Annotated in this window: 12 protein-coding genes; 5 read left to right on the top strand and 7 right to left on the bottom strand. The window is 43.9% G+C overall.

Translation table 11 applies throughout. The features are described 5' to 3' along the window. Positions 1-4: 4 nt before the first annotated feature. The 3 genes from V8Z93_RS00455 to V8Z93_RS00445 form a co-directional block, all read right to left on the bottom strand. Entirely contained in the window at positions 5-1,150 is a 1,146-nt protein-coding gene (locus V8Z93_RS00455; protein WP_439432045.1) for a DUF3810 domain-containing protein, read from the bottom strand. 472 nt (positions 1,151-1,622) lie between these two features. Continuing rightward, on the bottom strand, positions 1,623-2,321 hold the full coding sequence (locus V8Z93_RS00450; protein ID WP_439432044.1) for a M15 family metallopeptidase: 699 nt from the start codon (positions 2,319-2,321) through the stop codon (positions 1,623-1,625). An 11-nt stretch (positions 2,322-2,332) separates the two neighbouring features. After that, positions 2,333-2,809 carry an Lrp/AsnC family transcriptional regulator gene (locus tag V8Z93_RS00445; RefSeq protein ID WP_217762062.1) on the bottom strand — a complete coding sequence of 159 codons (477 nt, stop codon included), beginning with the start codon at positions 2,807-2,809 and terminating at the stop codon, positions 2,333-2,335. 225 nt (positions 2,810-3,034) lie between these two features. On the opposite strand from V8Z93_RS00445, the gene V8Z93_RS00440 reads away from it, so the two are divergent. Next, the gene (locus V8Z93_RS00440; RefSeq protein ID WP_439432043.1) at positions 3,035-4,168 is read left to right on the top strand and encodes a 5-methyltetrahydropteroyltriglutamate--homocysteine S-methyltransferase; all 1,134 of its coding nucleotides are present in this window, start codon (positions 3,035-3,037) and stop codon (positions 4,166-4,168) included. Between the two features lie 123 nt (positions 4,169-4,291). On the opposite strand, the gene V8Z93_RS00435 is transcribed toward V8Z93_RS00440, so the two are convergent. Next, positions 4,292-5,860 carry a PepSY domain-containing protein gene (locus V8Z93_RS00435; protein WP_439432042.1) on the bottom strand — a complete coding sequence of 523 codons (1,569 nt, stop codon included), beginning with the start codon at positions 5,858-5,860 and terminating at the stop codon, positions 4,292-4,294. A 241-nt stretch (positions 5,861-6,101) separates the two neighbouring features. Here V8Z93_RS00435 and greA point away from each other — a divergent pair, with 241 nt between their 5' ends. After that, positions 6,102-6,566, top strand: a complete 465-nt coding sequence (gene greA / locus V8Z93_RS00430) for a transcription elongation factor GreA (protein WP_089544955.1) — start codon at positions 6,102-6,104, stop codon at positions 6,564-6,566. Between the two features lie 91 nt (positions 6,567-6,657). On the opposite strand, the gene V8Z93_RS00425 is transcribed toward greA, so the two are convergent. From V8Z93_RS00425 to V8Z93_RS00415, 3 genes are all read right to left on the bottom strand, one after another. Beyond that, entirely contained in the window at positions 6,658-8,550 is a 1,893-nt protein-coding gene (locus V8Z93_RS00425; RefSeq protein ID WP_439432041.1) for a MutS-related protein, read from the bottom strand. A 166-nt stretch (positions 8,551-8,716) separates the two neighbouring features. After that, positions 8,717-9,253: a hypothetical protein gene (locus V8Z93_RS00420; RefSeq protein ID WP_217763514.1), complete on the bottom strand. Its 537-nt coding sequence runs from the start codon at positions 9,251-9,253 to the stop codon at positions 8,717-8,719. After that, entirely contained in the window at positions 9,253-9,921 is a 669-nt protein-coding gene (locus tag V8Z93_RS00415) for a DUF3800 domain-containing protein (RefSeq protein WP_217763513.1), read from the bottom strand. The genes V8Z93_RS00420 and V8Z93_RS00415 overlap by 1 nt, the downstream gene beginning before the upstream one ends. Before the next feature lie 299 nt (positions 9,922-10,220). Between V8Z93_RS00415 and V8Z93_RS00410 the strand changes: the two genes are divergently transcribed. From V8Z93_RS00410 to V8Z93_RS00400, 3 genes are all read left to right on the top strand, one after another. After that, positions 10,221-11,420 (top strand): hypothetical protein, encoded by a 1,200-nt coding sequence (locus V8Z93_RS00410; protein ID WP_439432040.1) that lies wholly within the window; start codon positions 10,221-10,223, stop codon positions 11,418-11,420. An 80-nt stretch (positions 11,421-11,500) separates the two neighbouring features. Then, positions 11,501-12,106, top strand: coding sequence for a condensin complex protein MksE (locus V8Z93_RS00405; RefSeq protein ID WP_439432871.1), 606 nt, complete (start codon positions 11,501-11,503; stop codon positions 12,104-12,106). Further along, entirely contained in the window at positions 12,103-15,813 is a 3,711-nt protein-coding gene (locus V8Z93_RS00400) for an ATP-binding protein (RefSeq protein ID WP_439432039.1), read from the top strand. The genes V8Z93_RS00405 and V8Z93_RS00400 overlap by 4 nt, the downstream gene beginning before the upstream one ends. Positions 15,814-15,821 lie beyond the last annotated feature (8 nt).

Genomic DNA, 15,821 nt, shown 5'->3' with positions numbered 1-15,821 from the left:
TTCCTTATTTCTTTGTCTTCTCTTCCCAAGCCAATATCAAGCCGATAACGCCTGAGTAGCTCTTCCTGCCTTCCGCCACATGGTTGCCCCTGAGATAGAGTTCGAAGATGACATCCTGGGCAGCATCCAAAGCCTTGCATCGCTTGCTGAGCCAGTAGTAACGGTCGTTTCGTGCCCGCTGGATAATCTCTGGACGGATATGTTTCAGGAATCTTTCTCCCTCCTTTTCACCGAGAATATCGTATACATTATTCAATACATGGAAGAAGATGTGGTAATATCCGCTGAACCTCACCTGCTTGTCTGCCGATGCCGTGCACACGATGTAACTGTAGAAATTTGCCTCGCCCTCGTTGGCTACGCCCAGAAAATGGGCAAACTCGTGGGCGTAGGTGGCTGGATAATCGTGAGCGAGAATATCGCCGTTAAGGGTGAATTCGCAGAAGAAAGGTCCCATGCTTCCGGTTACGCCTGCCATCGAACTGAGGGGTGTGAACACCATCGTCTTGGCATGTGGATGCTGGTTGAAAGGCCTGTTGATGCCTTCCCGGTATCCTATTTTATTATATTCCTTCAAAACTGCATCCCGCACCCGGTTCTTCAAGGCATCATCCACGATGCTATCAGGGGAAATGCTCTTCCTGGCATTGCTTAGAGATGCATTGCTTAGAGATGCATTGCTTAAAGCGTTGAGGCTATCTGCGTATTGATAGGCAAATTTCTTAAATTTGGCTTTCGATACCTCCACTGGTTTCATACCTATTCTATAATAGATATTTGGCTGCGAATAGTTCAATCCCCAGGCGATGTAGAACCAGGCATACACCCACAGCAGATACTCCGCCACTCTTCCGAAAACCCTCTTCTTCCTCAATCCTATCTCGTAAATGGGATAGAGGATAACCCAGGTGATGCTGAGGGCGATGAAGATATCGCCCACGGCAAAGGGGAAGATTCCCGAGATGGGCGAGAGAAGGGTGCCGATGACGGGATAGATGCGGGTGGTGTAGATGAATCCCCAAAGCGGAATCATCTTCGTTAGGGTAACGAGGATGAGCAATGCTATCAGCACCCCATGGCGCCACTTCAATGATTTGAACCGTAATGCAAGCAATTTATGCCATGCATCTAATCTATATAGTTTCTTCATTTTGCTTCTTTTTTAAAAGTTTGAATATGCTCTGATACAGAGAATGTTTTGCACTTTTTGAGCCTATTGTGCAATGATGATGCAAAATTACAAAACTTTTCTGAATAATTGACATGGTGAGCCTGCTTTTTTTGTATCTTTGCGGTTGTAAAGGCAGATTATTAACATCAAAAGCATGGGAGGAACTATTATGAAACAGACATTGGAAGAATTCGAGGCTAGGGGCCTTGAGTACGAGAACCTCTATAATGAGGAAGATGAGCGTAGAGAATATAATTCAATCTGGTACACCTGATTCGTTGTAAATTTTCAGATTGTATCTTCTGATTGGATTATTTGTTATATAAAAAAGGTTGAGATAGATTAGGATAATAAAAGGCTATGCCCTATTGCTCGTCCAGATGCAATAACAGCATAGCCTTTTTTTTTATGTATTTTCGAAGTTTCTCTTGCTTTCGAGGCTTTTCTTTTTCTATTTCTCAAAATGCTGGTAATCCTTGCTGTGTTTCCAGTCGCCTCCCCATCTGAATCCCTTTGCCTTGAAGAGGCGGTAGCAGAGGTCGCCTTTTTTAATCATGTAAACATGATGCTTGCTGCGGTCGAGATAGGGGCGTGCCGTAGCTGGTTCCACCACATCCTTGCCGTTTTTCAGCCGTTTGTGATAGGGGTTATAGAGCGTGTTGATATCGATGGCAAGTCCCTTGCCGTGCTTCGAAACGGTATGGGTATGCGAGATGAAGCGGAAGTTGAAGCTGGATGAGTTGTTGGCTCTCATCGCCCTTTCGTCATTGGCATCCCAATAGTCGATGAGTCTCATTCGCTCTATCGGATATTTCGCCTCGTAGAGCTTTTTGAGAATATCGAGCACATCTGCCGCTATCGCCTTGTTCACCACCATTTCTCCCACTATCTTCCTGCCGTCCTTATCCACATGCAGGCATCGCAGGTATCGCAGTTCGCTTCTTTTTACGGTGCAGTTCTTCTTGTATGTCTTCCCCTGCATCAGGTGGAAAATTTCATCAGGAATAGGGGAAATGGAGAAGAAATGCTTCTCTCCCAGTTTTCTGATGGTTTGTTCGCTGACGATATCTCCTGGTTTCTGTGCCTTGGATGGAAGGCAGAAAAGCATGGAAACAAACAGGCATATTATTGAAATTCTTTTTGCTGTCATAACGTTTCTCCTTATTTTGCTACGGGAATATAATGCGAATCCTTGATTTCTCCAATCACGATGATGCTGTGCAGACTTCCGATGCAGTCGATGTTTCCCAGGGTGTTGAGCATGAAATCCTGATAATCCTTCATGTCGCGGGCATACACCTTAATTTGGAAATCGTAATCACCGGTGGTATTGTAGCACTCCGTTATCTGGTCGATGGTTTGCACGGTATCCATGAATTGCTGAATCAAATCGTGGGTGTGCTGCTTCAGTCGGATATTGCAGAGCACAATCACGTTGTGTCCCATCTTGTGATGATCCACTATCGCTCCATATCGCTGGATGTATCCCTCACGCTCCAATCGCTTCTGTCGCTCGAAGGTGGGAGAAGGGGAGAGGTGTACTCTTGCGGCAAGTTCCTTCACTGTGAGTCGCGAGTTCTGCTGCAACAACTTGAGTATCTTGATATCGATTTCGTCGAGATTTTCTTCTGTAGCCATTGTTCCTTTATTTCTAATTTTATTCATTTTTGCAGAATAATATTCTGCTGATTTTCTAAATACGCTGCAAAGATAGCATATTTTTCTGAATTACGAAGAATATTTGGCAGATAAAATTCTTCTTCTTACCTTTGCACTCGCAATTCCGGATGCAAAGAGCCGTTCATCATCAGATAATGGCAAATTAAGAGTCATTCATCATTTAAAAATATAGGAGATAAAACAATGAGTAACGTAAGAAATATACATTTTGAGGCAGTGGGCAGCTATTTGCGCCCTGCAGAGTTGAAGGAGGCAAGAGCCAACTTTGCTGATGGCAAGATTTCTGCCACCGACCTCCGCAGCATAGAAGACCGCCTGATTACTGAGGTCATCAAGCAGCAGAAGGCGCATCGCCTGCCTTATATCACCGATGGCGAGTTCCGCCGCAGCTATTGGCATCTCGACTTTATGTGGGGATTCAATGGTGTGGAACATATCGAACTGGAGCATGGCTACCAGTTTCATGGCGAGGAGACAACCAAGGGTTCTATCCAACTGACCGGCAAGATTACTGGCGAGAATCATCCTTTTATCAAGGATTTCCTGTTTGTGAAGCAGTTTGAGGAGTTGGATGCCAAGGGCGAATATATCTTCGAGGCAAAGCAGACGGTTCCGGCTCCTGCACAGTTTCTTGCGGAACTGTTTCGTGGCAAGAATGCCGAGAACACCCGCAAGTTCTATCCTAACACCACCCAGCTGATTGAGGATATTGCCCAGGCTTATCGCACCTTTTTCCAGGAGATTTATGCAGCCGGTTGCCGCACCATCCAGCTGGATGATTGCACCTGGGGAATGATTGTGGATAGCGATTACTGGAAGGCTAAGGTGGGCAATGGGTTCACCCTAGAGCAGGAAGCCCTGCAATATCTGAAGGTGAACAACCTTGCCATCGAGGGCAAACCAGAGGGGTTGACCATCAACACCCACGTATGCCGTGGCAATTATCATTCCTGCTATGCCACCAAAGGTGCCTACGATGCCGTAGCTCCTTATCTTTTCGCTCATGAAGATGTAGATACCTTCTATCTGGAGTATGACGATGAGCGTTCGGGCGGTTTCGAACCATTGAAATATGTGGCAGATGGCAAGAAGGTGGTTCTGGGTTTGGTAACCTCTAAATCTCCAGTGTTGGAGGATAAGGCTACGGTCATCGCCAGAATCCACGAAGCTGCCAAGTATATTTCTCTCAATCGCTTAAGTCTCAGTCCTCAATGCGGTTTTGCCTCTTGCGAGATCGGCAATAAACTGACCGATGCTGAGCAATGGGCAAAGATTGATTTGGTTAGAGAGATTTCTGAGGAAGTTTGGGGAGAATAAAAGGTATTATTAAAACTCTACACGCCCTGAAAGGGCAGAAGCTCCTAGCCCAGGGCAGCGCCCTGGGTTACGCATAAGTAAGAATGTCGCCCTGTAAGGGCAAAAGCTTTATATACCAATGATTTATAAATGCTTTTGCCCTTTCTTCTTTCTCCTTTTTAATATGATATAGCCGGAAAGTAAAACCAGCGTAATCAGCAAACCGGAGATGAATACGAAGAGGTCGGAAAGGGGACCTAAAAGCGGAGAATAGCATCTACCCACATGGAGTTCTAATGCCACATTCCAAAGCGACATGGGGATGGCTGAAAGCAACTCTGGGGTAGATGCTGTTTCACCTAAGCTCGCCCCTTTGCTATAATCGAAAACCACCTCTTTTCCATCAAAGAAATCCCGAGAATAGCCACTAACCAGATGGCTCGAAATCGGAATCATCGACTTTTCTATATTCTGTTTCCCCGTGAAATAATCCACTATCAGGTTCTTCTCCGGATACCAGCGGAACATGCCGCTGAAAGAACCAACCAGCCAACCACCTTTGCTGTCGCTCTCGAAAACGGTAACTCCCATCGGACTTACCTTTGGTGCCTTCTCCTTATTTAATAAGATAGGTTTATGCTGGAAATGCTCATCCACTCTCAGAAATCCTTCTGATGTGGAAACCAGCCAGTTTTCCTCGGCTGCATCCCAACGGATGGCGCGAAGTTTATCGTGCCAGACATTTCCATCCTTCACCTTTTCTGTGGTTTTGTTCATGGCAAGCGGCACCATCAAAGGTGGGCGGAGGCACATGCCGGTAATGGAAATCCAGAGCGTCAGGATGATGGTGGCATATCCCAGTTTGTTGTGCCATTTTGCATTGAAAACCATCTGTTTGCCAAGCTTCACCATTCTTTCTCTTGCCTGCAAACGCTTCTGCCGGCGAATACGGTAAGGCAGAATAAAGAGGATGATGCCCGTAATCGAAAGGATGATGAGTACGATGGCGATGGCATCCACTATCAATCTGCCAGTTAATCCGAAGAAAGCACCGCTATGCAGATGCCAAACGGTTTTGAAGAGGGTAACCATCGGGGTAAAGCCCTCTGGTTGCCCGATGATCTTTCGGGTTGCCATCAGATTTTCGCTTGCAGCATCTATCTTATCATTAACAGTTTTCATCTTCTTGCCTGATATTTCATACACGGCAGAACGGGTCATGGCGATGAGGCTCGTGCTATCTTTGGTCAATGTAATATCAGCGATTCGCTCATGATTGTCGGGTAATGGAAATCTTTTCCATTCCTTTCCGTCGAAGCGATAAACATCCATCATGGCAGCGCACCAGATTTCTCCATCCTTCGTCTGCACCATGTTTCGGATATTTCTGCCATCCACGTTCTTGGGTAATCCCTTGTTAAAATCTTTCCAGCTTTTCATTTTTGAATCCGTAAGCCAGATGCCGCCGTATCCATAGGCCAAAACGGAATCATCAGATGCCTTGATAGAACCCTTGATAACGCCGTTATTGAAGTTCTGGATATGATAAGCCGGAGGCAAAATGCTCCTACTTACATCGCAATCGGCAAAGAGCTGGCGATGGTTCAGGATGATGCCCGATACGCAGAATACCAGCATGAAGACGGATAGTATAAGTCCGAACCATCGGTGGTATTTCTTCCATGTAAAATGTTTGTTCTTTTTATCTCTCATTATCTCTTCTTTTAATGCTTTTATAATTGGGCTGCAAAGTTAATGGTATTTTCTGACCTCTGCAATACCTAAAAATAATGATTTGAAAAGCCTTTGCCATTGGCAAAAACAAAGGATTCTCAACTTTTTCACTAAAAAAGTTTGGTGATTTCATGTTTTACTAGTAACTTTGCACCCCGAAATTAAAAATCATCATTCTTAAGAACAATAAGATAAATAGATAATTAAGAAAATAGGAAAAATGGAATATATGTCTCAAGAAGGCTACGATGAGCTCGTGGCCGAACTTCAACACATGGTTAACGTAGAGTTGCCAGCCGTTCGCGATGCGATAGCTGAGGCTCGCGACAAGGGCGACCTCAGCGAGAATTTCGAGTATCATGCTGCCAAGCGTGAGCAGGGCAAGCTTTTGAGCCGCATCAGCTTCAAGCAGAAGGTCTTGGAGAATGCCCGTGTCATCGACAAGTCTCGATTGAAGAGCGATACCGTTGGCTTGCTGAGCAAGATTAAGATTACCAATCTTGCCAACAAGTGCAGCATGAGTTATGTTATCGTAAATCCTCACGAGGCTGATTTGCATAGTGGAAAAATCTCTATCAAGTCGCCTATCGCCAAGGCCCTTCTGGGTAAGAAGGCTGGTGATGAGGTAATGGTAAAGGTACCAGCCGGCTTGCTGAAATTCCGCCTGGATAGCGTTGAGTTATAACTTGCTAGCGTTGAGTTATAATGTATTCTTTTAAAGGAAAACTCCCGATAATTTGAAACTAATCAAATTATCGGGAGTTTCCCTTTTTATTCTAATATTTCTCCAGAATCTTATTCAGTAAGAAAGTAGCATTCTGGTTTCTTGCCACACCCTTCTGTATCTTATAAGTATAGGTGACATCTGTGCCCAAATCTATCTCGAAACAATAGTTGTGGAATTTTCCTGATGCATCATTCTCCATCTTGGAAAGTTCCAAGTCGTGGGTAGCAATGATACCGCTCACCGGCTGCTTGGCGATGGCTTCTAGGAACTTTCTCGAACCATTCAGCTTATCCAATGAATTCGTTCCTTTCAGAATCTCATCCAGAATAATCAGCGTTCGGAGTGATTCCTTATTGCCCGCTATACTTTCCTTGCAGAACATTCCCTCTGCACTTTCCTTACAGAACTTCAGAAGTTCCTCCAATCTGATCAATTCTGCATTGAAATAAGAAATGCCATGCGTAAGATCATCGGTGGTTCTCATACTCGAGAACAATCTGAAACGAGAAATCTTCAGCTGATCCGCAAACACCGGCATACCCGCCATCGCCAGGATATAGTTCACGCCCAGCGAACGCAGGAAGGTACTCTTTCCCGCCATGTTGGCTCCGGTGATGATATAATAGTTGTCGTCCTTGATGGTGAAATCGTTCTTCACCGCCTTGGCACCCAGGAAAGGATGATAGAGATTCTTTCCCTCGAATACGATTTCCGGACTTCCTGAAACAAATTCCGCCTCTTCCGCCTCCGGATGATTATATCTGAAATCCGCCATCGAAACCATCGCATCCATCTCACTGATGATATGCATCCATTCCTCCATCTTCATCATATAGGTATTCTTCCATTTCAGGAAACTGCGAACCAGGAAGAAATCGCTCAGCATGAAGGCATCGGTGAAGAAAAGACCCAGGAAGTTGCCTCTTCTGTCATACCCCTTCAATATCTTTTCCAGTTGGGCAAAGGAAGGCAGGGCATCAGCCAGGGAATTCTGCATCTCCTTGCCTAATTCGCTATGGAAATTGCGTCTGTTGATAAGCTGAAGTATCTGGGCATAGGCGATGAGCTGATGGCGAAGCTTGCCGCCATTACTATCTATCTTGTCAAGTGTCTGCTTGCAGACGAAGAACACCACCATGTATTGAACCAACACCCACCACAAGGCGAAATCCACCGAAACCATATTGCATATCGATAAAATCACGGAACCGATTACTCCGATAATCAGCAGCCATCCGATAACGAGCGAAACCGGAGACCCAAACCATGCCGGCACCTCCATCTTCGAAACCTTCTGCATCGCATCCATCACTGCAGCAGAATCAATCTTTTTCATCTTGCCATTCACCATTTTGCCATCCGCAGTTTGGCTTCTGTTCTTTTCGCCAAGTGCCAGAAATTCCATTCGCCAGTTTTCGCCTTCTCCAGCCAATTCCTTCTGCAAATCCCTTCTTCTTTTGATATTCTCCAGGCTCAGAGGCGTTTCCCGGGTAAGATTCCTGGCGAGTGCCTCCGAACCGCCCGATGTGATGGTTCGGCAGATGCGGTTGAACAGCGAACTCTTGCCGAAAACATCGAGGTCGAAGGAATAAGGATGCTGCGGATTCTGATAGGAATCGCCCGTCTCGAAAGGCGAGAAATCGCCCTCCCAAGCCTTGATTTCGTCCTGATAAACCTTGAGCAAAGCCGAAAGATGCTCTATCTTTTCCTTGTTCTTGTCGTCAAGTCGTCTGATTCCCAGATAGGCAATCAGGCACAACGCCGCCCCCAACAGATAGTTCTGTGTATCTCCATCCAATGCGAAATAGCAGATCAGGAAGGCGAGGATGCCGCCAAAAGCCAGCAGCTCGCCCGTTATAAATCCCGTATTCTTACGCTTCAGGGCAGCTACCTCAGAAGCATATCGGCTTACATATTGTTGATAATTCTCCTTGATGTTCATTTTAATTTTACATAATAAGTTAAATTCGTTAACATTAACGAAAATAAAGGTATTTAATCTTTGTTTGTAACGGAAAAACTCGTAACTTTGCGGCAGAGTTCATCCATCATTTGAAGGAAGGAAATCGAAGGACGTTAGGCCAAGATGCCTTGCGTCCTTTGCTGTTTTATAAGACAGAAGGCAATCTACGTTCATATAGCTTTTCTATCTTATTACGTTTTTTATCCTTTCCTTCCAGCTTATAGGCTGTAAGCAAATAGTAATAATAATAGGGATGTTCTTTTTCCTCAGAGTCGATTCTTTTTGCCTCTTTGGGCTCAAGTACAATTACGTATTGTTCTGTCTTATCATATATGTACGTCCTTTTTTCGCGTCCGTTTTTTGTTGAGAAGATCAGCATATTATCTTTTTTATGCTCTTCTATATGATACTTTATCCAATGTAAACGAACACTTCTTGCTTTGTCATATTCTCTGTGGTTAGTTGAATAATCAACTACCTTTGTCGTTAAATGCCAAAATAACATTTCCAGTTTGTCCATTCCTTCCTTAGGAATTGGATAGATCTTCTTTTCTCGAAATGAGAATTTTTTATTATTTTGTATATCTCTATTGAATACGCCTCGCAAAGAGATTGTTCTTTGCGCTGGACTCATAGAATCTACTTCGAGAAGGGCATTATATTGCTTTAAAAGATTGTACATTATTTCAAATTTATAAAAAAGAGGTTCAACTTATTCGATGAATTTGTATGTGATAAGTCAGGGCAGTGTTTTTTAATTTGTGCTATGACCTTTTCTTTTGCACTGCTTTTTTTTTCTTGAACATTAATTTCGTACGAGATAGCACCCATTAATAAATCTGTTAGCTGTAACAGAAGACTTTCTTCTGAACGGATGCATTGTACTTTTTGGAATACTCCATACTTTACGTTTAGAATGTCCTGCAATTTTGTGACTTTTGTGTTTGACCATGTGTCTTTTATGTCAAGATATACATTATAATGGTATTCCGAATCGACCTTATGGTTCAGTAACTGGTAATACATTTTGTAGTAAAAATCATCAAATGTCATTTGGTGTTCTTTACACATAATCTTTTCCTTACGTACGGCTACTGTACGGAATTTTAAATCTGTATCAAAGAAGTAGTCTATAAGTTCTATATAAAAAGGAAGTTTTGAAGGAGATACATTGGTCCACTTAATTTCAGCATAAAAATGATGCTTTTTCTTGAGTTCTTTTATGCGCTCGGAGTGTCTTTTTACTTGTGGATACGCACAACTGATGTTACCTAGCAACATATATGTTTTGTGGTCATGTTCTAGGTGGCAACTCTCGTCACAATAAATGTTGAATGTCTTGTTTGCCATTTTAATTTAATCTTTTTATAAGTTTATTATTATTTATGACTCATGATGACACACCTCTTCAATTGGTTATTGTCTTTGCAAAAATAGTGATTTTATTTGATTGTACTATATAAATAGCCCCAGTTTTATACTTTTTTGGCTTATAAAGCTAAGAAAAGTAAAAACTCTCCTCTTTGCAATTGCATGTTTTTATCAAATTATCGTAATTCAGACAAAAAAGTGCTATGAAAATTTGGCTGTTCTATAAAAAATAAGTAATTTAGCACCGAAATAAAAATAGCTATTTAAATGACAAGCCAATGGGTACTTTCCATTCTATAGATGAATTGATTAAAACTCTTGACCGGGAAAAGGTTTTGCTGAAGGAGATGTTTGCCAAGCGACATTCCCTTCAGTTTCGTTATGACTATGCCTTGGAAATGACTGAATACAAGGAGGAGCGTATCCGATATTTGATAGAAAATGGAGTGATTCGTGATACGGGAGACTGTCTGGAGATGGAAGACGTGTATCAGAAGTTCTTCGAGGATGTGCTGGAAGTGAACGAGGAAATCAATGTTTCTTCTGTGCGGGATTACATCTCTGTGTTGAATGAGAATATCGACTATTATCTCAAGGAAAATAACGATACCCGAAAATATAAGTATCTCAAGGAGGTGCGCCGATGCCTGAAGACCATAGCCCTTGCCACCATTCGAAATGTGTTGGATTTGAAGCGTAATATGGATAATACTTATAAGAATGAGCCTAATTACGAAATCAAGAAAACGAAACTCCAGCGACTGAGCGAGAAGTTGAAGAACATATCTCAGCTCATCACCGAGAGCGAACGGGTGATAGATACCGATCAGCCCGTCTTCTTCTCCATGGCGATGGATGTGCAGATGAAAATCGTGGTGAATGATGTGCGCCTTCAGCTTAACGAGTCTTATCATAATCTGCTGGAGATAGAACGCCAGATTATCCAGTACCTCAATATGATAGATTATCAGAACCGCATCTTCGAAAAGGTGAAAAAACTGAAATATCTGAAAGACCAGTTCCGCTGGGAAGAGGCTACGGATATAAGACAGGTTATTGCCACCCGGAATGCCGTTTGGATGGAACCGCAACCCAAGTATTACATCAAGTTGTCGATAGATAATCTTCGCACATCCGATGAGGCTCTGCAATGCATCAGCATTCTTTCTGAAAAATTGAAAAAGAGGAAGGGCCGCCGGCTCGATTCTCTGGCAGAACCTATCCCCGATGATTATCTCAAAGGTAACAGGCAGAAGTTGGAGGCGGTGAATCTGCAGGAAATCTATAATGCCTTCTCGGCATCGAGTACCCATCTCTTTGCTTTCGTCATGAATTATCACTATGATAAGAAACAAAGCCGGGAAGATAAGCTCGTGTATTTTTGCCAGATAGCTTCGCAATATGTGGATAAGTTGAAGTTTACGGGTAATTATGCCGAATCGGATGGAGTCGAATATCCGATGATTCTCCCGAGATAATGATACGATTCTCCCGAGATAAGAATGCTTTCTTTCCAGATAAAATCTGGATAAAATAAGACGACAGAACAATGAATAAATTGAATTATACAGAAGAAATCTTTAATATCCTGAGCAGGGGTGGATTCATATCCAACAACAGTGTTCAGGCAAAAATCAAGCGGTATTATGATGCCATAGAAGACCATCAGGCAGAATATGATGAGTACTACCAGGGCATCGGGTTCCATCTGGAAGCAGGCGATAGCTACTTCTTTTTTACCCGTAAGGAAACCAAGGTTGATTTGCTGCGTAAATTAGAGGCGGTGAGCAAGTGGATAGATTATCTCACCTTTCTGAAGACTTACAATTCAGCCTTCGGAGCCGGTTTGGTATTCTCTGCGGCGGATATCGTGGTGAGAATCAATTGTGATATGGAACTGAAGGAATTGGCAGGAAAACTCTTCAGCGAGAAAAAATCGTATGATGAGATTGTTGATAAAATGATAGGCGAATTGGAGAGAATGGGATTCGTTGAGCAGCAGGATGAAGTGGAGAAAACCTGGAAGGTATTGGCTTCGTTCCATTATATCGAGGAGTTGATAGATTGCATATCTATTACCGATGATACTGATAATACCGATGATGCCGAATATACCGGAGAAAAAGATAAAGAAACGGATAAGGAAAAGGAGGTACAGCCATGAGATATCTGAATAAAATCATATTTCTGAATAGTGCCCATATCCCATACGCCGAGGTGAAGCTCGATGGAAACGTTCATTTCATCGGCACCCAGGGTGTGGGCAAGAGTACCTTGCTCCGTGCGCTGCTGTTCTTCTATAATGCTGATAAGTTGCGTCTGGGCATCCCGAAGGAGAAGAAATCGTTTGATGCCTTTTATTTTCCATATCCCAATTCATATATCGTCTATGAGGTAATGCGTGAGAATGGGGCCTACTGTGTACTTGCCTTGAAGAATCAGGGACGAGTGATGTTCCGTTTCATCGATGCCCCGTTTGATAGCAAATGGTTTATCGATGAGCGTAAGCTGGTGTATGGCGAGTGGAGCCAGATACGTGAGCAGGTGGGTAAGAAACATGTTATATCTTCGCTGGTAAGCAGTTATGAGATGTATCGTGACATCATCTTCGGCAACAATCGACGCCAGGAACTCCTGCCTTTCCGCAAGTATGCCATTGTAGAGAGTGCCAAGTACCAGAATATCCCCCGCACCATCCAGAATGTCTTCCTCAATACCAAGTTGGATGCCGATTTCATCAAGAATACCATCATCCGCTCGATGAGTGATGAGGATAACAGCATTGACCTCAACTTTTATCGTGAACAGATCAAGGAGTTTGAACAGGAGTATAAGGATGTGAGCCTCTGGACGAAGAAAGAGAAGAATGGCGAAGTGCTGATTCGCCGCATAGCCGATAAGGTGATAGATGCGTATCGCACCTTGCTGAACAATCGCCGCTTGATTGGCGAGGGGCGCAGGGAACTCAATTATGCAGAGCGTATGGCACAGGAACTCCTGCCGCAATATCGTCTTGATATCCAGGAAAGTGAATCGGAATGCAACCGGGTAAGTCGCCTGATAGGTGAGGAACAGGAAAAATATGGAAAGGAGCGTGATAAACTCTCCCGTGAATTGGGCGTACTCGATGCGCAGCTAAAGAAAACTGCCGCCAAGCGCAAGCATTATGAGGAAATTCATATAGAAGATATCTTGCAGCGAGTAGAGCAGGAAACCATCATAGAAGATGAGCGCAGGCGACAGGAAGCGATGAAGGCAGAACTGGAGAAATCCTATCAGAACGTGGTGGATAAGTATAAGGCTCTGCTCGAACAGCTGGATATGGATTTGCGTGCTTTCAGAAACAGCAAGACCACCTTGCTCAATGAACATCAGGCAGCCTTGATGACCCAGAAGGAAACGCTGATGCAGGAATGGAGAAAGGCTGAAACGGAAACCCGAGAGGTGTTTCAGAAGAAGATTTCTGCTGTGGATGAGATGATGGCGCAACTGGTGCATGAGGAAACTGCCTTGAAGATTCAGAAGGCAAAGGTGGCTCACGAGAATCCTTTTGCCCGGGAGATGGAGACAAACGAACAGGAGTTTGCCGAATTTACAGCCAGACAATTTCAGGTGGAAACCGAGATTAAGGAAGTGGAACTGCGCATTGAAACCTTGCGTCAGGAAGCCGAGAAGGAATTGGAGATAGCAGAACTGAAATACCAGGCTTCGCTCGATGAACCCAAGAAGCAGAAAGCAGATGTTGAGGCTGAAATCAGAAAAATTCAGAATCTCTTGGAGAAAAGCAAAGGCTCGTTTTCCGAATGGCTCGACCAGAACAGAAAGGGATGGCAGGAGAATATCGGAAAAGTGGTAGATGAGGAGGCGATACTATATAATAATGTATTGAATCCGCAATTGGTTGCCGATTCTTCGTCATCATTATCTTCTTCGTCTCCATCGTCTTCATCTTCATCATCAACTTCTGCTTCTCTCTATGGCGTAAGCATCAATCTGGCAGCTGTAGAGCGAAAATTCAGAACTCCCAAGGAATTGAAGGAGCAACTCGCAGAAAAAGAACAGCTTCGTGCAGACATCATCAAGCTGCTGAATGATTTACAGAACCAGCATGAGGAGGACAATAAAAACTTGAAGGGGAAATATCAGCTTCAGATAAGAAAGCTGAATGAATCGCTTTATGCTAAAAAGGCAGAAATACAACTGTTGCCTCAGACGGAAAAGAAGCTCAAGATGCAATTGCTGGAGTTGAAAAACCGTTTGGAGAAATGGCGCAGCCAGCAACTGTCTGAATTGGAAGATAAGCAGAATGCGCTGGTTGCCGATAAGGTGAAAAAGGAAGAACTGAAGCACCAGCTGGAGACGGATTTGCAGCGCAAACTGAAAGCGCATCAGGCGGAATACAACCGGCAGGTTAAGGTGGAGACTCAGAAATATGAAGTCTTTGCCCAGGATATTCGTACCCAGATAGAAGATAAACAGAACCAGATGGATGCCCGCAGACAGGAAATCATGAAAGCACAGCACGATGAACTGCATGGCAAGGGTATGGATACCCAGGCTTTGGATGCTTACAACAAGCGCATAGCAGAACTGGATGCTGAATTGGCGTTTATCAGGAAGAATCGTGATGTGGTGGCGGTTTACCGAAACGACAAGATAGAACTCTTTGACCAGGAATCTTCCGTAAGACAGGAACGGAAAAACAAGGCTGAGGCTTTGATGACGATTGAAGATAAATTCAGACAGCGCAGTGAACGACTCAAACTGCAATTGTCTGTGGCACAGGAAAAACTGGCTAAGCAGCAGGCTGCTTTAAGAAAGCTGGAGGCGGGCTTGAATGCAGTAAAGAACTTCCGGAGCGATGCAACCTTGTGCCCGTTGGATAGTAGTGAGATCGGTGAGAAAATCACCACCAAGGATTGTCTTGCCATCGTAGAAGAGCTGAAGCGCCAGATATATGAGGATAGCCGTACGCTCGACAATTTCAAGAAGCAATCGCAGCAGTTCCTGGGTATGTTTTCTGCTCACAACACCTTCCATTTCAATGTAAGTCCGGTAACGGAAGAGGAGTTCATCGCCTTCGCATCCAATCTCTGCGAGTTTGTGGATAATGATAAAATCTCGGAATATCAGAAGCGCATCAGTGGAAGATATACCGACATCATCTTCCGAATCTCCAAGGAGGTGGGTGATCTTACCCGAAGGGAAGGCGACATTGGCAAGACCATCAACGATATCAACCACGATTTCGAGGAGCGGAATTTCGCAGGTGTCATTAGGGAAATCGCCTTGCGCCCGCTGAAGAGCAACGACCAGCTGATGATCCTCCTCTTGCATATCAGAGAATTTGCGGAAGAGAATCAGTTCAATATGGGAGAGATGGATCTCTTTGCCACTGAGTCGCGCCAGGATGTGAATGCCAAGGCGGTGAAATATCTGCTTGCTTTCATGAAGGGGCTTCTGGATGAGCCTAACCGCAAGCAGTTGCAGGTGGCAGATACCTTTAAGTTGGAGTTCCGCATCAAGGAAAATGATAATGATACGGGATGGGTAGAGAAGATAGCGAATGTGGGATCTGATGGCACCGACATTCTGGTGAAGGCGATGGTTAACATCATGCTCATCAACGTGTTTAAGGAGAAGGCATCGAAGAAATCGGGCGATTTCAAGATTCATTGCATGATGGACGAGATAGGCAAGTTGCATCCTAACAACGTGAAGGGAATCCTCGACTTTGCCAATCGCCGCAACATCCTGCTGGTAAACAGTTCGCCAACTACCTATAATGTGGAGGATTACAAATACACCTATCTGCTTAGCAAGGACAATAGGGCAAATACAAAGGTAACTCAATTAATCAAGAGATTATAAAACCTCTC

This window comes from Segatella copri (assembly GCF_051861805.1).
GTDB classification, from domain to species: domain Bacteria; phylum Bacteroidota; class Bacteroidia; order Bacteroidales; family Bacteroidaceae; genus Prevotella; species Prevotella copri_M.
This window is presented reverse-complemented; position numbering and strand designations above follow the sequence as displayed.